The sequence below is a fragment of the Acinetobacter sp. 24-47-64 genome (genome assembly GCF_057737055.1).
This window is the reverse complement of sequence record NZ_CM173215.1, coordinates 467100-487453: the sequence shown is the minus strand read 5'-3', so window position 1 is coordinate 487453 and position 20354 is coordinate 467100. Positions and strand designations below refer to the sequence as shown.

General features: G+C 40.1%; 20 protein-coding genes and 1 pseudogene. 6 read left to right on the top strand and 15 right to left on the bottom strand.

Annotated features, from left to right (window positions below; translation table 11 throughout):
• Nucleotides 1-40 precede the first annotated feature (40 nt).
• From AC1M85_RS02390 to AC1M85_RS02370, 5 genes are all read right to left on the bottom strand, one after another.
• Nucleotides 41-445, bottom strand: coding sequence for an ExbD/TolR family protein (locus AC1M85_RS02390; protein ID WP_488213482.1), 405 nt, complete (start codon nucleotides 443-445; stop codon nucleotides 41-43).
• The gene (locus AC1M85_RS02385) at nucleotides 445-1068 is read right to left on the bottom strand and encodes a MotA/TolQ/ExbB proton channel family protein (protein ID WP_180028347.1); all 624 of its coding nucleotides are present in this window, start codon (nucleotides 1066-1068) and stop codon (nucleotides 445-447) included. The genes AC1M85_RS02390 and AC1M85_RS02385 overlap by 1 nt, the downstream gene beginning before the upstream one ends.
• Before the next feature lie 20 nt (nucleotides 1069-1088).
• A complete protein-coding gene (locus AC1M85_RS02380) occupies nucleotides 1089-1907 on the bottom strand; it encodes an energy transducer TonB (RefSeq protein ID WP_092766747.1) in 819 nt (272 codons plus the stop codon).
• Between the two features lie 213 nt (nucleotides 1908-2120).
• Entirely contained in the window at nucleotides 2121-2987 is an 867-nt protein-coding gene (gene purU / locus AC1M85_RS02375; RefSeq protein ID WP_092766746.1) for a formyltetrahydrofolate deformylase, read from the bottom strand.
• Between the two features lie 88 nt (nucleotides 2988-3075).
• Complete coding sequence (locus AC1M85_RS02370; protein WP_035266753.1) at nucleotides 3076-3768, bottom strand: TetR/AcrR family transcriptional regulator; 693 nt, start codon at nucleotides 3766-3768, stop codon at nucleotides 3076-3078.
• A gap of 124 nt (nucleotides 3769-3892) precedes the next feature.
• On the opposite strand from AC1M85_RS02370, the gene AC1M85_RS02365 reads away from it, so the two are divergent.
• From AC1M85_RS02365 to AC1M85_RS02350, 4 genes are all read left to right on the top strand, one after another.
• Nucleotides 3893-5341 carry a coniferyl aldehyde dehydrogenase gene (locus AC1M85_RS02365; protein ID WP_035266754.1) on the top strand — a complete coding sequence of 483 codons (1449 nt, stop codon included), beginning with the start codon at nucleotides 3893-3895 and terminating at the stop codon, nucleotides 5339-5341.
• 165 nt (nucleotides 5342-5506) lie between these two features.
• Nucleotides 5507-5743, top strand: coding sequence for a 50S ribosomal protein L28 (gene rpmB / locus AC1M85_RS02360; protein WP_000048256.1), 237 nt, complete (start codon nucleotides 5507-5509; stop codon nucleotides 5741-5743).
• Nucleotides 5744-5755: 12 nt separating this feature from the next.
• Nucleotides 5756-5911, top strand: a complete 156-nt coding sequence (gene rpmG / locus AC1M85_RS02355) for a 50S ribosomal protein L33 (protein WP_001205031.1) — start codon at nucleotides 5756-5758, stop codon at nucleotides 5909-5911.
• Between the two features lie 151 nt (nucleotides 5912-6062).
• On the top strand, nucleotides 6063-7781 hold the full coding sequence (locus AC1M85_RS02350) for a cation:proton antiporter (RefSeq protein WP_488213481.1): 1719 nt from the start codon (nucleotides 6063-6065) through the stop codon (nucleotides 7779-7781).
• Between the two features lie 36 nt (nucleotides 7782-7817).
• Here the strand turns inward: AC1M85_RS02350 and AC1M85_RS02345 are convergent, their stop codons facing one another.
• The 6 genes from AC1M85_RS02345 to AC1M85_RS02320 form a co-directional block, all read right to left on the bottom strand.
• On the bottom strand, nucleotides 7818-8096 hold the full coding sequence (locus AC1M85_RS02345; RefSeq protein ID WP_035266758.1) for a hypothetical protein: 279 nt from the start codon (nucleotides 8094-8096) through the stop codon (nucleotides 7818-7820).
• 122 nt (nucleotides 8097-8218) lie between these two features.
• Entirely contained in the window at nucleotides 8219-8722 is a 504-nt protein-coding gene (locus AC1M85_RS02340) for a DUF6586 family protein (protein ID WP_035266761.1), read from the bottom strand.
• 194 nt (nucleotides 8723-8916) lie between these two features.
• Nucleotides 8917-9243 carry a hypothetical protein gene (locus tag AC1M85_RS02335; RefSeq protein WP_035266764.1) on the bottom strand — a complete coding sequence of 109 codons (327 nt, stop codon included), beginning with the start codon at nucleotides 9241-9243 and terminating at the stop codon, nucleotides 8917-8919.
• A gap of 297 nt (nucleotides 9244-9540) precedes the next feature.
• On the bottom strand, nucleotides 9541-9792 hold the full coding sequence (locus AC1M85_RS02330; protein WP_035266766.1) for an RNA recognition motif domain-containing protein: 252 nt from the start codon (nucleotides 9790-9792) through the stop codon (nucleotides 9541-9543).
• Nucleotides 9793-9872: 80 nt separating this feature from the next.
• Entirely contained in the window at nucleotides 9873-11861 is a 1989-nt protein-coding gene (locus AC1M85_RS02325; RefSeq protein ID WP_488213480.1) for an ATP-dependent helicase, read from the bottom strand.
• Between the two features lie 102 nt (nucleotides 11862-11963).
• The gene (locus tag AC1M85_RS02320; RefSeq protein ID WP_488213479.1) at nucleotides 11964-13094 is read right to left on the bottom strand and encodes a glycerate kinase family protein; all 1131 of its coding nucleotides are present in this window, start codon (nucleotides 13092-13094) and stop codon (nucleotides 11964-11966) included.
• A 79-nt stretch (nucleotides 13095-13173) separates the two neighbouring features.
• On the opposite strand from AC1M85_RS02320, the pseudogene AC1M85_RS02315 reads away from it, so the two are divergent.
• Nucleotides 13174-13623, top strand: a pseudogene (locus AC1M85_RS02315) (carboxymuconolactone decarboxylase family protein).
• A 42-nt stretch (nucleotides 13624-13665) separates the two neighbouring features.
• Here the strand turns inward: AC1M85_RS02315 and topA are convergent.
• The 4 genes from topA to AC1M85_RS02295 all read right to left on the bottom strand — a co-directional run bounded on the left by topA (nucleotide 13666) and on the right by AC1M85_RS02295 (nucleotide 18359).
• Nucleotides 13666-16305, bottom strand: coding sequence for a type I DNA topoisomerase (gene topA / locus AC1M85_RS02310; RefSeq protein WP_488213478.1), 2640 nt, complete (start codon nucleotides 16303-16305; stop codon nucleotides 13666-13668).
• Nucleotides 16306-16337: 32 nt separating this feature from the next.
• Nucleotides 16338-16787 (bottom strand): ammonium transporter, encoded by a 450-nt coding sequence (locus AC1M85_RS02305; RefSeq protein ID WP_488213477.1) that lies wholly within the window; start codon nucleotides 16785-16787, stop codon nucleotides 16338-16340.
• Nucleotides 16788-16990: 203 nt separating this feature from the next.
• On the bottom strand, nucleotides 16991-18001 hold the full coding sequence (locus AC1M85_RS02300; RefSeq protein ID WP_488213476.1) for a hypothetical protein: 1011 nt from the start codon (nucleotides 17999-18001) through the stop codon (nucleotides 16991-16993).
• Between the two features lie 112 nt (nucleotides 18002-18113).
• Nucleotides 18114-18359: a SlyX family protein gene (locus AC1M85_RS02295; protein ID WP_035266784.1), complete on the bottom strand. Its 246-nt coding sequence runs from the start codon at nucleotides 18357-18359 to the stop codon at nucleotides 18114-18116.
• A gap of 34 nt (nucleotides 18360-18393) precedes the next feature.
• Here AC1M85_RS02295 and AC1M85_RS02290 point away from each other — a divergent pair, with 34 nt between their 5' ends.
• Nucleotides 18394-20304: an ATP-binding cassette domain-containing protein gene (locus AC1M85_RS02290; protein ID WP_488213475.1), complete on the top strand. Its 1911-nt coding sequence runs from the start codon at nucleotides 18394-18396 to the stop codon at nucleotides 20302-20304.
• Nucleotides 20305-20354 lie beyond the last annotated feature (50 nt).

Here is a 20354-nt window from a genome sequence, read left to right as displayed (position 1 = left end):
AAAAAAGCGACCTTATGGTCGCTTTTCTCATGTTAATCAGTTAATTATCTGTGGCAAAGGCAATGTCAGCAAGCCCGGCTTCGCTTGCACGTGACATCACTTGAGCAACAGTATCGTAACGTGATTCTTTATCTGCTTTAAGAATAATTGTCGGTTGTTGTGCTGAACCACCGGCATCGTTAAATCTTTTTTGCAATTGATCTAAGCTGATAATTTCTGAATCCCATGCAATCTCACCCTGTGAGTTAATGCTTACTTGAATCGATTCAGGTGGTGGATCAATGATATCCGCTGTCGTTTTTGGTAAAGTTAATGGAATTGATGGGTTAGCAACGGTCGCTGTCACCAAGAAGATGATCATCAAAACCAACATAATGTCAATTAACGGGATGAGGTTCATCTCCGTCATGCCTGTATCGTTGTCTTCACCCAATTGAAAAGCCATTAAGCTTGACCTCCAACGTAACTTTCTTGAGTCGCTTTCACTTCAACTTTTTGCGCAGAAGAATCTTGTTGCAGCATCGTGTCGATTAAAAGACTGTGAGCATGATCTTGTAGTTCATTACTTAATGTACGATTAAAGCGAATACAAATGTTGTATGCGATCACTGCTGGAATAGCTACTGCTAGACCAATACCAGTCATAATCAGGGCTTCACCCACAGGGGTTGCAACTTGTGCAAGTCCTGCTTGACCGCTTTTACCTACTGCAACCAATGCATGGAAGATTCCCCATACTGTACCAAATAGCCCTACAAATGGTGCAAGTGAGGCAATTGTTCCGAGTACAGCAACACCTTTTTCAGCAGATGCTTTTTCCAAAGCAATCTGACGCAATAAAGCTTGCTCAGCAACAGCTTTACGTTGTTCAAATCCCAAAGGAGCGAGTTTTGCTTTCAATCCTGCTAATGCTTTAGAGAGTTGAGCATAAGCAACTTCTTTCAGTTGACGTGTTCCCATCACACGTAAAACGACAATTGTCCATGTCGCAATAGACATTGCGAGTAAAACGAAATAAAGCGTCTTACTGACTGCATCAGCATGTTGCCAATAAACTGAAAAGTTCATACTCGAACTCCTAATAAAAGTTAGCCGTTAGAATTCAACTTAAGTTCAAATGGTTGTTCCGCTCTAAACGGATAAGCCACGCCATTTTCCTTATAAGGTCTGAATTTTGCATTACGCACCGAGCGTAAAATCTTTTGATCAAGCGAATCAATTCCACTTGATTTTGTGATTCTGGCATTCACTACATTACCGTTAGTGTCCGCTTCAATCGATACTACAACAGTACGATCAGAACCTTGTAAATCTCGGTTGGTATATGATGGCTTCGGTGTACGAGACCATGATATTTGCCCAATACTTAAATTCTTTGGTGTATTACGTGCTTGCTGCTCACGACGTTCTTGTTCGCGTCTTTCATTTTCCAAGCGCTCACGTTCTTGTTGCTCACGTAGCTGTTGGTCACGCAATGCTTGCTCACGTCGCTGCTGTTCAAGCAACTCACGATTTTTACGTTCTTGCTCTAAACGCTGTTGTTCCTGCTTTTGCTTTTCTAATTTATCTTCTTGAACAATTGCTTTTTGTTCGACAGGTTTAGGCTTTTCAGCAATGACTTTGGGTTTAACCACAGGAGGTGGTTCAACGACTTTAGGTTCTGGTTTTGGTTGAACTTGAGGTTTCACAGGTTCAACAGGAGGTGGCGGCGGTGGCGCATCCTCTTTTATCTGAACAAAACGAACCTTAATTGGATCCTTATCAATAGGTTTTAATTCAGGTGTTTTCATCTGACTCACGGCAAATAAAACACCAATATGCCCGATCACCACTGCAATGAGCGAAGTAAGCACTTTCTTTTTCATTGAGATTGGATTTTGCATCATAGGAATGGGAGATGGGCTCATTAAAATTTATGATCTGATATACATTGACGCTGTCTTCATAAGGAAGATTTCAATCAAACTTATCGGTTAGTACAATTAAAGTACGCCAATAATAAATGAGAAGTGTTTTCATTTGCAACTATTAATTCTGCAGTTTTGATGAGTTTTTTTGATCATCAATAAAAAAGGCATGCTCATGCATGCCTTAATAAATCAGTGATATTTAATTAAAAATCACTGGAATACCACAGTTTTATTACCATCAACAATGATACGGTCTTCTAAATGCCACTTAACAGCACGCGCCAAGACATTACGTTCAACGTCTTGACCTAATTCACGTAATTGATCAACTGTAAAATCATGGCTGACACGCTCAACATCTTGTTCAATAATCGGACCTTGATCCAAATCAGCTGTCACATAATGCGCTGTTGCACCAATCAGTTTTACGCCTTTTTCATACGCTTGCTTATAAGGGTTAGCACCCACAAAAGCTGGAAGGAAAGAATGATGAATGTTGATCACTTTCATTTCCCACTTAGAGACGAACTCTTCATCAAGAATCTGCATATAACGTGCGAGTACAAGCAAATCATTACCTTGCATTAACTCATCAATTTTTGCATATGCTTCGCGCTTGTTCTCTTTATTGACAGGCACAACTTCAAAAGGAATACCGAAGTTTTCCACAGACTCACGTAGATCTTCATGATTCGACACAACCTTAGTGATTTCACAAGGTAATCCACCACGTGCATGACGCCATAAAAGTTCAAGCAAGGCATGATCGACTTTCGATACCAAAATACCGACTTTCTTTACATCTGACACTAAAGCTAGACGCCAATGCATGTTGTAACGTTCAGCTACGTTTGTGGCGAAAGTTTGTAGAATATTTTCCTTACGGCTTTGCAAATTGTCGAGTTCAAACTCAACACGCATGAAATAACGCCCGCCCTGAGCTTCTGTTGCATATTGATCAAGCGCAGTGATGTTTGCCCCTTGATGATACAAAAAGCTCGATACAGCCTGCACGATTCCTGGTTTATCTTCGCAAGTAATCAGTAAACGTGCTGTGTTAGCAGTTGTCATATTCATGATGATTTATATCACTTAACAGTTAAATTGAAAAACAGCCGCGTATTCTAACTCTTTTTTTAATGCTTTCAAATTATCTTTGCTGAAATCAATCTTCTCGATCAGCAGAAAGACTAGCAAATAATTCAGATGTTCCCAACGTTTCAAGCAAGCGCTCATAAGTCTGACGACTTTCACCACGTAAATAAGGACCTTCAAGAAACACCATTTGACGCAGTGCCTGCCAAACCCACTTTTCATCTAGATGGTTGGAATCTTTTAAATGACCAGACATATAGAGAAAGTTCGTCCAATTGGTTAGGACAATCCATAGGTTAATGATCAACGCTTCAATTTCAGACTCTGTCATTTGCATGAGACCTGCATTGACGAAGGCTCGGTAAATCTTTTGACCTTGTTGCATCACTTTACCTGCGAAACGCGGGTAAATTTTTCTAAAGTCATCATTATTTTCGGTTAAATGATATACATCACGATGCAGAAAACGATAGGCCCATAACTGACTACTGAGTACTTGAAAGTATCGGATTTTATCATTGGCATTTACATCACGGTCTTCTGGCAATGCTAGCAGCTCTAAAGTTGCATGCTGATATTGCTCCATCAACTCTTTAATGATCTCTTGCTTGTTACGAAAGTGATAATAGAGATTACCAGGGCTAATACCTAACTCTGCTGCGATATGGTTAGTTGTGACAGATCGCTCTCCACGTTCGTTAAAGAGTTGCAAACTAATTTGCAAGATTCGGTCTTTGGTTTTTAACGTTTTGGAATGCGACATCCTAATACCATCTATAACAAGAATAATGACGTTTAGCCCAAGCTAACATAAAAGTGACTTGACTTTTAGAGTATTTACTCTAAAAATAAAAATCACATCAACCCTTACATTAGTGGTACTGGTCATGAACAGTCAAACAAAAACAAATTTAATGACGACTGAAGCATCGGAAGTTCAGCATTTACATGATCTTCTAGCGCTTCAGAAAGCAGCCTATCGACGTTATCCGAACCCGACAGCAAAACAGCGTATTGAACGTTTGGCTCGTCTTAAAGCAGTTTTGATTAAATATCAGGACCAAATTGCAGAAGCAATTAGCCAAGATTATGGTAATCGTTCGGTTTCTGAAACGAAAATTGGTGAACTACTCACTTCACTCGAACAAATCAAATATTACAGCAAACATTTAACAGAGTGGATGAAGCCTTCTAAACGCCATATCGGTATTTTACATCAACCTGCAAAAGGTTGGGTTCAGTATCAACCTTTAGGTGTTGTCGGTATCATTTCCCCTTGGAACTACCCTTTATTATTGGCGATTAGCCCATTAGTATGTGCATTGGCAGCGGGCAACCACGCCATGATTAAAGTTTCAAGCACCTCTCGTAACTTTGGCTATGTATTACAAAATGCTTTATCTGAAGCGTTCCCACAAGAGTTAGTTGCCGTTGTTACAGGTGGTGGCGTAATCTCTGACACATTCAGTCATCTTGCATTTGATAAATTAGTCTTCACAGGCTCTACCAATGTTGGTAAGACTGTGATGAAAGCAGCATCTGAAAACTTAGTTCCAGTTATTCTAGAACTTGGTGGTAAATCACCAGTTATCGTGCACCCTTCAATTGACTTAAAGGATGTCGCGGAGCGTGTTGCATTCGGTAAATTGTGGAATGCGGGTCAAACTTGTGTCGCACCAGATTATATTTTCCTACCACGTGGTAAAACTTCAGAGTTTATTCACCAGTTTGAAACCGTTGCGAAAACGATGTATCCAACATTACGTGACAACCAAGATTACACCTCTATAGTGAGCGATAAGCAAAATAAACGCTTACAAGGTTACTTAGAAGATGCGATTCAAAATGGTGCTCAAGTCACTGAAATTAACCCATTAAAAGAAGAGCTTGCTTCTGTACGTAAAATAGCGCCAACCCTTCTGACCAATATCAGCCCTGATATGGAAATTATGAAGAACGAAATCTTTGGTCCAATTTTACCAATCTTAGAATATGATCAAATAGACGAAGTTATCGAGTTTATTAATGACCGACCACGTCCACTTGCATTATACTATTTCGACTTTAACGATGCTCGAGCAGAATACGTTTCGCAACGTACTCACTCTGGACACTTTGGTCAAAACGCTGTTGTTACTCATGTTGCACAAGATGATCTACCTTTCGGTGGCGTTGGTGCATCTGGTATGGGCAGATACCATGGTCCCGAAGGCTTCTTCAGTTTATCAAATGAACGCTCAGTCATGTCTATTCCAAAGCTATTCAGCTTGAAATACGTACTGCCTCCGTTTAATAGACCGATCCCTAGTCTTATCCGTAAAGCCTTTCTTCGTTAAATGATCAAGGCATGATCTATCACAACAGGTCATGCCCTGTTTTTATCAATTTCGCTTGTCTTTTAAGCGTATTTTTGATATAAAACGCCCCTTGAATGAATTCAATCCGTTTTATTTTGACTGGCCATACAGGTTTGCTGTTGGCTAAATCAATGGAGTTACACCATGTCTAAGGTTTGCCAAGTTACCGGCAAGCGTCCAGTCGTTGGTAACAACGTCTCACACGCCAACAACAAAACTAAGCGCCGGTTCGAGCCGAACCTGCACCACCACCGTTTTTGGTTAGAAAGCGAAAAACGTTTCGTACGTCTTCGTCTAACTACTAAAGGTATGCGTATTATCGACAAATTGGGCATCGAAAAGGTTGTTGCTGACCTACGTGCTCAAGGTCAAAAGATCTAAGGAGCAACGAAAATGCGTGATAAGATTCGCCTAGTTTCTTCTGCTGGTACAGGTTATTTCTATACCACTACTAAGAACAAACGTACTATGCCGGAAAAAATGGAAATCAAAAAATTTGATCCAAAAATCCGTCAACACGTAATCTTCAAAGAAGCTAAAATCAAATAATTTTAGTTCTTTAAAAAAATACGACCCATTGGGTCGTTTTTTTTGCCTTTTTTTTCTTCAGGTTGTTAAAATTTAATCTCAGTTTGGCATTTTTTATGCTTATACAGCTCAAAAGCCAATTCATAATTTATAAATATTTAAGGGGTGATTAGTGCCACATGATGTAGATTTAATTATATTGCTTGCGGTTGGTTTTGGCTTAGCCCTTATTTTTGGCTTTATCGCCGCACGTTTACGTCTACCCCCTCTCGTTGGCTATCTCATTGCCGGCATTATTATTAGCCCTAAAACCCCCGGTATCGTCGCCGATATCACACTAGCCAATCAACTCGCAGAACTCGGCGTCATGTTTTTGATGTTCGGTGTCGGGATGCACTTTTCACTGAAAGATTTAATGCAAGTTCGGCGTATTGCTGTCCCTGGTGCAATTTTACAAATCACAGTGGCTACCATCCTCGGGATTGGCGTCTCTATGGTATGGGGATGGAGTTTTGGGTCAGCATTGGTGTTTGGCTTAAGCTTATCTTGTGCGAGTACTGTGGTACTCCTGAAAGCTTTGGGTGACCGAGGCTTATTGGATTCAGTCAATGGAAAAATTGCTGTGGGATGGCTACTCGTCGAAGACCTAGTTATGGTGCTCGCTTTAGTTTTATTACCCGCTACAGCCGTACTCCTCGGCGGAACAGCACTCGAAGGCGCCAATCCAGATCAAAATGTCTTTGTGACTTTAGGAATAACCTTACTTAAAGTTGCGGGCTTTATCGCCTTTATGCTGATTATAGGTAAGCGCCTCATCCCTAAAATTATTCAGTTTGTCGTACGCTTAGGTTCTCGCGAGCTATTTACATTGACTGTGGTTGCAGCAGCCGTATCCATTGCCTATGGTTCGTATGCAGTTTTTGGCGTTTCAATGGCATTAGGTGCATTCTTTGCTGGGATGGTGGTTAAAGAGTCTGACTTCAGTCATCGTGCTGAAGAAGAAACGTTACCACTGCGTGAGATATTCTCCATCCTATTCTTCGTCTCTGTCGGAATGTTGTTTGACCCAACAATTATCGTTGAAGAACCACTTCATATTCTGGCTGTGATTGGCATTATTATGATCGGAAAAACATTGGCAGCAATGGCGCTGGTTTTGTTCTTCCGCTATCCATTAAATACCGCACTTACAGTAGGTGCCTCACTCGCTCAAATCGGTGAGTTCTCCTTTATCTTGGCAACACTCGGTCTATCTATAGGATTATTAACCCCTGAAGCTCAAAACTTGATTTTAGCCGGGGCATTATTTTCTATTTCGCTCAATTCTGTTTTATTTTCAGCCATTGAACCCGTACAGAAATGGATTCGTGAGCGCTCGCATTTGGCTCGTTTGCTTGAGCGTAGTGGTGATCCATTGGCGATGTTACCTGACGAGGTCTCACAGGACTACCTGCGCGATCAAGTGGTCATGGTCGGTCATGGAGAAGTTGGACGTCGCTTAACAAAAACACTGATGGAAAATAACATCAAAGTGGTGATTGCTGAAGAAAATCGAGAAATTGTTGAAAAACTACGTGCAAAAGATATTGCTGCAGTATCAGGTTCAGCAACAGAACCGGGCGTATTAATTCAAGCGCATATACAACATGCGAGGCTTTTAATTATCTCGCCGATGGATATTTTAGATATTCATAAGATTGTAGATACTGCCAAACTTCTGAATCCACAGATTCAAGTTTTGATCTGTGCGGAAAGTAAAGAAGAAGCTGAAGCAATACGTGCAGATGAAATTGGTGAAGTGTATTACGCGAAGGAAGAAATGGCGAAGAACATGAGTAATCATATTCTAAATCAAATTGAAATCGCACATCATCATGCACCATCTCACTAAGTAAAATAAAAACCGCGCTATTTGCGCGGTTTTTTTTTAGCTATAAAACTGTGGTTTTTCATCTACGACTTCCGCATGCCATTCATTCGATTGTTTTTCGAGAAGTGCAAATAACGCAGCCTGAATCATGTGTTGGGCAATCAAAGGCATATGATCACCTAATAAAGCTTTCACTTCATCATTAAATTGAATTTTCACAAGTGGCTCATCTTCAGATGCAGCGTGACGAAGCGCTAACTCGCCATTCTCAAGTTGCACCAATTCTAAAATTGCTTCTTGTGTTCCGAATAATTCTTTCAATTGCTCTATAGACATATACCCTCCATGATTCACATGGTGGCAAAATGCTGAATGCACTTTGCATTGCTTAGACTATTTTATATAAGTTCTAAAATTTATATTTCAAGTCTAATCGTTTAAAACTGTCATGATTACAATTAAAACTCAACCATTTCGTTACGAAAACCGTCAATAAGATGGGTTAAGTCACGATGCCACTCTCGAAGAATTTGAGTGTCTGGCAACCACGCTTGAGGTGTCTGCGTGACTTTAATAATAAGATTTGAAGAAGTCTCATCCTCAGGTTCTGGTGCACTTGGTTCAGGTGCATACTGGCACATACGATAAGCGCGCTTTAGTTCTGCAATAAAACCATCCTTTGCAAGATGCTGTAACACAGTGATTTCTGGAGAAACTTGCCCTTTAGCGGCCATATGCTCTTCAATAGATTTTAATGTAGGTGAAAAATCATTTAAACGGTAATAACGCACCAACTCTTGCAAAAATGCCAAGACCGCTCCATGCAAATGAAAGACTGCCGCTTCACGATGGGCTTGAGCTTGTTGAATATGATCTGTCTGTTCGGCTTGCTGACATGATAGACGGGCAAAATAGAGTTTTTGATTAGTGCGATCTGCATGAAAACGAGCAACACGAGACATGAAAACTTCCTAGCAACATTTATGTCATACAACTTAAATGTTGGCGCCATATCACGCAATGCTTTTAAGAAAAAAATACAGATTAATTTTAGATCAACAAGATTGATTGAAAGCTTGATGATTAATGCATACTGCTTAAATAAAAAAGCCAGCCAAATGCATGGCTGACCCTTTCGAATGAATCTAAGGTTATATTAGCGAACAATACCCTTAAAAATTCCTAATGGATTATAAGTCCCATCGCCTTTTTCATTGTCATAATGAAATTTGACCTGATCTTGATCACCACCTAACAATGTTCCAGCCTTGTAAAGACCCTCTGAAATCGCAAGAAAGCCAACATCAATTGCTTGATGAACTGTACCAACACCAGGAATTAGGCTCAATGGCTTCCAAATTGGAGCTTGAACATTCAATGTGCTCGAAAATAAGTTTGATGCGTTTTGAAGCGTGTCACCGATTAACGTACCTGCACCTGATACGATTTCTGTTTCTAGATGATTTAATTCTTGAATAGACATTTTTATAACCTTTTGGGGTTTTATAATGGAGCTTTTATACTACACACTTCACTCAAACTTATTCAATCTATTATTAAGATATACTTCACAATAATTTGTATATAAATATGATTTTAAGTGTATTTTTTTAATAAAAATATTAATATATAACAGAAATACATTTCAAAAATATGTCAATTCTTCAAAGTACAAAAGTCTGTCAAAAAAGCTAAAAAAGATTCATATTTATTAGTGAAATTAAATAAAATATCAAATAAAAAGGAGCAATAACTGCTCCTACTTTATTTAGACATCAAGTTATGCTTCTGGCTTTTCGTCTGCAGCTTTTACTCGAATACCTGCACCTTTAACTTTACGGGTGTTCAGCCCCTTAATTGCTTTCACAGCTTCACGGCCATGTGGCATTTCAACAAAGGCAAATCCTTTCGATTTGCCTGTTGCAGCATCTAACACCAATGTACATGAGTCTACTGTTCCAAACTGCTGAAATAACTCCAGAATCTCAGCTTCAGTAATGCTGCGCTCTAAGTTACGAACTAAAATTTTCATGAAAAAACCTTAAGAGGATAGGCAAAAAAACCAAAAAGTACGCGCCTACTCTACTTTTTGTATGAAACAATCTAGATAGTTTAATCGAGATCAATCCCAAAATCTAAATTAATCGACTGTCGCTCAATCAAAGCACTCTTAACCGTTTGCTTTCTGGTTTTATAATGTGTTTCACTTGTACACAAATGTCTTGAAAGATCATTGAGAAAATAGCTTTCAACTTTTCGTCCTTGCTCATCGACTTGTTCCCTTGCCCACGTCACCAAATTTTGCTTGGTTAAAATCAATTCATTTTGTGCACGGGTAAGTGCTACATAAAGCACACGGCGTTCTTCTTCAACTTCATCAAAATCCCCTTGAGCTCTTGCATGTGGATACTGACCAGGTGTCACATTCGCCACGTAACAAACTTTTTGTTCAGTTCCTTTAGCAGAATGTATCGTGATCAAAGTAACAACATCAGTATCTGACTGGCGTTCGATTTCACTGATTGAAACTGGATCAAGCACGTAGGCTTCTAAAAACTCACTTAACTGAGTATGTTTTGAAGCTAACTGTTTCACCAACTCAAAGTCTCCTTGACGACGCCCCCAATCCTTTTTGTAATTTTCACTCAACTGAATTTCTATTGCCTGAATTGCCAAGCTTACGCAAGCTTGAACTTCAGTCTTTAACACATTCAACTGCTTCATAATGAGTAGAGCCTCAGCAGGAATACGTCCAAATTTTTCTAGTTTTTCCGCAATGACGTCATCTTGAGGGTCCTGTAACAACTGTTGCGCTAAACGGCTTGCGCCAACATCACCGACCCCATCCCAAAGCGTCAAAAACCGCATCCACGCAATATCGTCTGAAGGATTGGCAATGACCCGTAGTAAACTCAGTAAATCCTTAACATGCGCAGTTTCAAGAAGTTTCATACCACCAATAAACCGATATGGGACATTGGCTGCAATGAAAGCTGCTTCAATATGACGAGCTGCAAAGCTTGAACGTACCAGAACCATATGATCGCGCCAAGGACTTCCCTCAAGCAAATGTCGCTCTTTAATATCTATGGCAATCCATTTTGCTTCATCAAACTCATTCGGGAAAATATGAATTTTAGGCTTTATGCCTGTACCTCGATACGCATTTAAGCGCTTGTCATATTTAATCTCACTTTGATCAAGCAACCAATTTGATAAATCTAAAATTTCTTGAGTAGATCGGTAGTTTTTTTCTAATTTAAAGATCTGTGCTGCTGGCACACGCTCTTTAAAATGATGAATGTTTTCGAAATCTGCGCCACGAAAACCATAAATCGATTGAGCATCATCCCCGACACAAAACAAACTTACTCGATCCTTTAAAGGCTCTAATAGCGCCCATTGCAATGGATTGGTGTCTTGCATTTCATCCACAAGCATATGTCTGCAAATCGAGGCCACATAATCGACTAGACCCTCAGACTGTGCTAAAGCTGATGCCACGATCGCAAGAATATCGTCATAATCAAGAAAGCTACGTGCCTGCTTTCGAGTTTCATATTCTTTCATGATTTCTGCAATCAGGTCTTTCATTGCTAAGAATTCAGGCATTTGCTTTTCTATGGCAACACTTAGCTTTTGACGCGTATTTCTAGCATATGAATACAGATCACATAATTCAGCAGGCTTCGGGAGCTGATTGGGATTCTTCTTATCATCTTTACCACGTATCAAACGAAACATCATGAGTTGATCATCACGATCAATAATTGAGAATTGCGCTAAGCCGAAAGCTTTTGGTATACGTCGCAGTAAGTACATACAAAAAGTATGGAATGTGGATGCTCGTAATCCTTTTGCTTGTTCACCGAGTGCCAATTCGACACGCGCCACGATTTCACTGGCAGCACGACGCGTAAACGTCAAAATTTGAATTTGATTGGCGGGTATACCTTGATCAATGAGATAAGCAGCACGTGCCACAATCGTTTTGGTTTTACCACAGCCCGCACCCGCCAACACCAAACTATGTAAGGCTTCTGTGGTTGCAGCTTGTTTTTGTTGAGGATTTAATTCATCAATCAGGCTGTCTAAACTCATCGCTACTCATCAATTTTACAATAACAATAGTTTAACAGAGCTAGATTTAGAAAATACAAACACGCTTCAGTTTTAAACCTCAAAGCCCACTTACATAGAGAATTAGATATACTGCCTTACGATATTTTGTACCGTTAAATCTAAATTCTGAACTGCATTTTTCAAGGATTCTGACAAACTTTGATCCGGTGGATTAATACTATAGATGTGATGAAATCCTTGTTCGTACAATGGTTCTACCCCTTCACCAACTCTACCAGCGAATGCAAATACAGGCTTATTCTGCTGATGCGCAACTTGAGCAACACCAAATGGGGTTTTACCAAATTGAGTCTGAGCATCAATTTTACCTTCACCCGTAAATACATAATCAGCTTGCGCAATTTTTTCAGCCAATCGAGTTTCCTCAATGATTAATTCAGCACCCGATCGAATATCTGCGCCTGTAAATGCCATCAATCCAAATCCCAAACCACCTGCTGCACCAGCACCAGATCGATGACGTAAATCGACTAAAAGCTGCTGCTCTACCACCCCTGCAAAGTGCAATAAATTATGATCCAATACTTGCACCATTTCAGGTGTAGCCCCTTTTTGCGGACCAAAAATATACGATGCGCCAAGTGGACCACATAATGGATTGTTTACATCTGAAGCGATAACAATATCTGTTTTAGTCAATCTTGGGTCGAGTTGTGACACATCAATGGAATCGATTTGGTTTAAGTTTCCACCTGTTGGCTCAAATGCTTCATGATATTGATTAATAAATTTCACGCCCAAAGCATGTGCCATACCAGCACCACCATCATTGGTCACACTCCCACCCAATCCGATGATGATCTTTTTCACACCGAATTCAAGAGCTGCGACAATCAGTTGCCCTGTCCCTACAGTATTAGTGAACAAAGGATTTCTTAAATGAGGTGGTATTAAATGAATGCCATTGGCTTTCGCCATTTCAATGACTGCTGTTTGTCCCTGATCAATTAATCCAAAATGAGTCATGACACGCTCATCAGCGAATGGGCCTTGTACTTCGCACGCGATTTTTAATCCTGATTTTGCCATGACCAATGCATCAATGGTTCCTTCACCACCATCTGCCATTGGATTCAAAATACATTGTGCATCGGGTAAGACTTTATGGATGGCATTTTTCATAATCATGCATATCTGCTCAGCAGGCATACTTTCTTTGAAAGAGTCGGGAGCCAGTACAAAATTTTTCATAATTCTTTTCAAATTGTTCTTGGTAGAAACCATAACTGATTTAAGCTTGAAGATCATCAAAAATAGAATGGATCCTAAAGTGCTACGCTTGAATTTGGGCCAAAATGCTCCTGAACTATATAAAAAAGTCGTTGAGCTTGATGCTTTAGCGATGAAAAAAATTATTGAAGCCAATATTTCAGAAGGTTTTACACATTAATTAAAATTACGTGCGTCACAAATTAATCAATGTGCTTTTTGCATTCGTTTACATACTCATGATGCTTTACAAGCCAATGAAAGTATTGAACGAATTAGCTTATTGAATGCTTGGGCAGATAGTTTATATTTTAATGAACAGGAACGTGCAGCTTTGAAACTTGTTGAGTCAATTACACTTATAAGTGAAGGTCAAGTACCAAATCACATTTATGAGGAAGCAACGCAGTATTTAACAGATCTGCAAATCATTGCTATTGAGTGGCTAACAATCGTCATCAACAGTTGGAACCGAATTGCGATCAGTAGCCGTTATCGTGTACAACCCTAAATCCCCATTAAAAAAGCTCACTTAACAGTGAGCTTTTTAAGTTTATGCTTCAATCCATTTACCATCTTGGTAAATCAAAGACCATTTCGTTTGTTTACCTTCAGGCGTTTCAGAACCAATATATTGCGCTTGGTTTTTACGACTAAACTTCACTAAAGTTGGGTTTCCATCAGGGTCAGTATCTGGCGCTTGCAGAATAAACTGATACTTTGGATCTAGCTGTTCAGCAACCGTACGCAATTCCGCAACCTTAGGAGCACGAGTTTCACGTACTTTAGGGAATTTACTTGCTGCTAAGAATAAGCCTGCTGCTCCATCACGTAATACGAAAAAGTCGTCGTGTTTCGTTGAGCGCAAATGTTCCATTTTAATCGGGTCGACACGAGGAGGCGCTGGTTGACCGTTCTTCAATACTTTACGTGTATTTTCACAGCTTGTGCAGGCAAAATAAGGACCAAAACGCCCTGTCTTTAACTGCATCTCACCATCGCATTTGTCACATGGAATTGTTGGACCATCGTACCCTTTAATTTTGAACTCACCTTCTTCAAGCTCAAAACCCTCGCAATCTGGGTTGTTTCCACAAATATGAAGTTTACGACCACCATCAATAACGTAGCTATCCATTGCTGTTTCGCAAATTGGGCAACGTTTTTTCGACATTAAATCTGCGGTTTCTGCAGACTCATCATCAGATAATGCGGCCAAGGACTCTACTGGCGTTAAGTTGAGTGTACCTTTACAACGTTCTTTCGGTGGTAAGTTATAGCCAGAACAACCTAAGAATACCCCTGTGGTACCGGTACGAATCTGCATCGGACGATCACATTCTTTACAATGCACAGCATCAACTTCAACAGGCTGATTACGGCGCATGCCATTTTCACCTTGTGCAGTAGTCAGACGTTTCTTAAAATCACCATAGAAACTATCTAATAACTCTTTCCAATTACGCTCACCATCTGCGACTTTATCCAGTTGACCTTCTAGATCTGCAGTAAATGCATAATTCATTAAGTTGTTAAAACTTTCATCCAAACGATCTGTTACGATTTCACCCATCTTCTCTGCATAGAGACGACGGTTATCCAATTTCACGTAACCACGATCTTGAATCGTTGAAATAATCGCTGCATAAGTCGAAGGACGACCAATACCTTTTTTCTCAAGCTCTTTCACCAAAGATGCTTCTGTAAAACGTGCAGGCGGTTTAGTGAAATGTTGCGAAGGATCTAACTTTTGAAGTTGTAGAACTTCACCCACTTTCACAGCAGGCAGTAAAACATCATCATCCGACTTGTTCTGGCCACGTACTTTCGTAAAGCCATCAAATACCAAAGTACGACCTTTAGCTTTAAGCTCTACACCGTTTGCATCGACCAAGATTGTCGAAGACAAATATTCAGCAGGTGTCATTTGACATGCAACAAACTGACGCCAAATCAGATCATATAGACGCTGAGCATCGCGATCTACGCCCGCAAGCTGATCACCCTTCAACGCGACGTTTGATGGACGAATCGCTTCATGGGCTTCTTGCGCACCTGCTTTATTTCCAAAACGGTTTGGCTTTGCAGGGAGATATTTTTCACCATACTCAGTTTCGATATGTCCACGTACCATATTGACCGCATCATCACTCAAGAATGTAGAGTCGGTACGCATATAGGTGATATAACCTGCCTCATACAAGCGCTGTGCCATCGTCATCGTTTTCTTTACAGAGAAACCAAGTCGAGTACTTGCTGCTTGTTGTAAGGTCGATGTGATATAGGGTGCGCTTGGATTAACTTTGGTCGGTTTATCTTCACGGGCAGCAACTTTAAATTCAGCTTCTTTTAAAACATCCAATAAAGCATCAGTTTGTGCTTTGTTTTGAAGTTTTAATGTCTTACCTGACTGTTTGACTGCTTCTAAACGAATATCATCTTTTTTAGATTTGGTATCTGCAAAAACTTGCCAATATTCTTCAGGAATAAAAGCACGAATTTCTCGCTCACGCTCAACCACAAGTTTCGCAGCAACTGACTGTACACGACCCGCAGATAAACCACGTGCGATCTTCTCCCACAATAGTGGTGAAATCATAAAGCCAACAATACGATCAAGGAAACGGCGTGCTTGTTGTGCATTGACTTTATCAATATCTAAACGAGCAGGCTGTTTAAATGCTTCTTGAATGGCATTTTTAGTAATTTCGTTGAAAACCACACGTCTATAACGAGAGTCATCACCACCAATAACTTCTTTTAAATGCCAAGCAATTGCTTCTCCTTCACGGTCCAAATCGGTTGCGAGATAGACCTCGTCAACCTGCGAAGCAAGCTTTTTCAGTTCTGAAACAACATTTTCTTTACCAGGAAGCACTTCATAGTGTGCTTTCCAACCGTGCTCAGGGTCTACCCCCATACGATTGATCAGTGCCTGTTGAGCTTTTTCAGCTTTCTCTTCAGCAGTCTGTTTGGTACGTGTTACTGGTTTCTTTTCCGTACTTTTTGAAGCACCTGTTGGTAAGTCACGAACATGACCCACAGATGATTTCACAATGTAGTTTGAACCTAAGTATTTATTAATGGTCTTCGCTTTAGCAGGCGACTCGACGATCACTAAAGCACGTTTTTTTCCAGCTTCTAACGATTGAGCTGTAGCGCTTTTGGATGTGGACTTAGGAGCATTCGCCATAGTGAACCGTTATTCCTATAAGATTAAAAAAATTAAATTTCAGCCAATTTATGTAAAAGTGCTTTCATTTCATCAAGTTGTGTAGCGTGAAGATCTTCTTCTTCCTTCCAGTACAAACCGACGCAATTAGACTGCATATCAATAGCATAAATCCCTTTTAATGCAATGGGGAAATCATTAAATTTCTCATTTCCGTGAACAACATTGAGTTTTTCATTTTCAACCAATGCGCGCATTAAAGGTAGGCGACCATCAGGAATGATAACGCTGTAATACGCTACCATACTGGCACGATTTTCTGATGCCATTGGAATATTGGTCCATGAAGGTGCAGCAATCAAACGCGGGTGTAATCCTATTTTTCGCGCTTTCTCACGCATGATCCCCAAAGCTTTTTCTCTTGGATTTACACGTAATCCGAAGATCGAGCCCAGCACAAAAACAACGATAAGAATCGTTATCCAAAGTCCAGCATTTTCCATAGTTCACCTTTTGCTTCTTATATTAGAGTTGCATAAGCCGAATATAAAAGGCAAGTTGAAAATTAAAAATACGATTTATAGCGGCATGAAACCAGTATTGAGACCTGAACCAAATAAGGCATGATGTGGTATAACTCACCTAAGCACAGTGCAACTGAAATAAAAAAAAAGCGATAAAATCATCGCTTTTTTCCTAGGCATTTTTAGTTCAAAAACATCTCATGGCTATAAAGTACTTCATGACCATTCCAATAAATATATCCTTTATCAATCATTTCCTTAAGCAATAACCGCACATCTGATTTTGGAAATAGTTGTTCTAATAAATCACGCAGTTCATAAATATCTTTAGGCTTTCCGGATTTTAAAGCATTCAATTTTTGGATGACTTCCAGCTGGACAGGATCTATTTTTTCAAAATTTTTAAACAAATCACTCTGAATATGTTGAATGTCTTGTGACTCTTCAATTTCAGCTAAAATGTCTTTTGCTTCGATATGTAGCTTCGCCAATAACGCATCTACCTGACCAAGCTTGTGGTCTGCTACTACATCTTCATCAACATTCATATCCAATTGAGCCCACTGCTTTAATACCTTTTTACGAAAGGAAATTTGCTCACCTTCTTTTTTAATCACCTTTAAATTAATGAGCATGCCAATCAATTTAGCGCTGTGCTCGTCATTTATTCTCAACGTATTCTCGATCGAGTTTTTAAGCTTAGCTAAGGTGTTGGGTTTCCCTTCCATACGAACCACAACATCACAATATTGCTTTACTCTAAATAAATCATGATTTTGACGAATAGTTTCAACTGAAGGCACGTTGTATTTGAGTTTTGACACAGGTTGCTCTGGTTGTACCTGTATCAAATTACATTGAATGCCAGAAGCTCGCATCATGTCAGCCAACATCGTGCTACAGTTTCGTGCAGAAATCACATCAATCTCTGCGCCATGCTCAACCAATGCCAAGATTTGCCCCACAATCACAGCGTACTCAAATTCTTTTTCTTTTGCCTCAAGCATTTCTAAAATGACAATTTGACCACTACTAATCCAACTCGCAAATTCAGTCAAATCAGTGAGACTGTAATGAAAACTCCCTTTCGAATGAAATAGATAGGTCGTGGTGTAATGTTGCACAATCTCCCGAAATAACGTCGAAGTCGGCATGTTATTTTCAAGATCTATTAGGACAACTTTAGCGCTCATAGGATAAGATTCAGAATTCGGCAAGTGAAAAGACTATTACAACGACCTTCATATCAAAGGTCAAACTATTTACGCATACTTCTTAATAAATAATCAGTATTTATGTCACGTCTTAATAATGTGGCGGTTTATCCAAAATTGGATCAAATGGAGCAACACCATCGTCAGCATGAGTAGCTTCAACACGTTGATACAAAATTTGCATTTGTTTCTTTAAATCGCTGATTTCACGGCTTTGTAATGCAATTTGAATATTTAACTGATCAACTAATTCATCTAAAAATGCAATTCGGACTTGCAAATCTTCTATGGGTGCGGAAAATGACGCCTGCTCATTTAGATTTTTTTGATTCGACATTATAAGTCCTCATCAGGGGATTTCAGGAAACATTATGGCCTATATTACCTTAAGGGACGTCCAACTCGCATTTGGTGGACCGTACTTACTCGACGGCGCGAATTTTAGTTTAGAACGCGGCGAACGAGTGTGTTTGATTGGCCGTAATGGTGAGGGTAAGTCTACTTTACTTAAACTCATTGATGGAAGTTTATTGCCTGATGCTGGTGAAGTTTCCCTGCAAAATGGCATCACCATTTCTATGCTGGCTCAAGACGTGCCAATGGACTCGGGACGTGTTGCAGATATTGTGGCAGATGGCGCAGGTGAAGCAGCTTCTGTTCTTAGAGCTTATCACGAAGCAAGCGAAGCTTGTGTACTCGGCGATATGGAAGCTTGCGATCGCATGGGTAACTTGCAACATAAAATGGATCAATTAGATGGTTGGGCACTTGAAACTAAAGTGAATTCAATCCTCAGTAAAATGGGACTTGATCCTGATGCTGATTTAGCTGATCTTTCAGGTGGTCGTAAACGTCGTGTGCTTCTTGCACGCGCACTACTCACCCAACCTGATGTTTTGTTACTCGACGAACCAACGAACCATTTAGATGTTGAAAGTATCGAGTGGTTAGAAAAATTCTTACTCGATCAAAATAATCTAACATTACTCTTCATTTCGCATGACCGTTCATTTGTAGACAGTATTGCTACACGTATTGTGGAACTGGATCGTGGCATCTTACGCAGTTATGAAGGGAACTATTCACGTTACCTCGAACTCAAAGCTGCACAGATGGAAGCAGAAGAAAAACAAAATGCGCTGTTCGATAAAAAGTTAGCAGAAGAAGAAGTTTGGATTCGTCAAGGGATTAAAGCACGTCGTACCCGTAACGAAGGTCGTGTGCGTGCCTTAAAAGCATTACGAGAAGAATCTAAAGCCCGCCGTTCGCAGCAAGGCAAAGTGAGCATGGCCACCCAAGATGCTCAACGTTCAGGCAAAGTGGTCTTCGAAATTGAAAACCTCAGTGTGCAATTTGGCGACAACACTCCAATTATCAAAGATTTTAATGCACTGGTTCTGCGTGGAGATCGTATTGGTCTCGTGGGCGATAACGGTGTCGGTAAAACCACGCTAATCAAAGCAATTTTGAGTCAACAAGAACACTCAGGTACGGTCAAAACAGGGACACAACTCGAAGTGGCTTATTTTGACCAGCTTCGTAACGTGCTCGATCTTGAAAAATCGGTAAAAGACAACGTGGCCGAAGGGTCAGACTTTGTCGATATCAATGGCGGACGTCGTCATATCTATAGCTATTTACAAGATTTCTTGTTCTCCCCTGAGCGTGCTCGTACACCTGTAAAAGCCCTTTCTGGTGGTGAACGTAACCGCATTTTATTAGCGAAATTACTGCTTAAACCATCGAACCTCATCGTGATGGATGAGCCAACCAATGACTTGGATATGGTGACGCTTGAGCTGCTTGAAGAGATGCTCAGTGATTACAAAGGAACTTTATTGTTGATCTCGCATGACCGTGCCTTTATGGACAATGTCGTGACCTCAACTTGGGTATTCGATGGCAAAGGCAATATCGATGAATATGTCGGTGGTTATCAAGACTACCTCATGCAACGTCCTGATCAAACTGTAGTCGATCAGAAATCTGCGGTGAAGAAAGCAGCTGCAAAAGCTGAAGCGGCGGCAACCCCTGCACCAGCGGTTAAAAAAGTAAAACTAAGCTATAAAGATCAACGTGCTTTAGAACAACTTCCTGCTGAAATGGAAGCTTTGGAAAAGGAACAAGCCGAGATTAATGCGCTTTTAGCAGATGGTTCTTTATTTGTGACAGATAGTGACAAAGCAACTCAACTTTCGATTCGCCTTACTGAAATTGATGAGTTACTTTTAGAGAAATTAGAGCGCTGGGAAGCGCTTGAAAGTCTTGCGAATGGTGGCTGATTACCCTGATGAATAAAAAAACTCCGCGCTTGCGGAGTTTTTTATTTTGC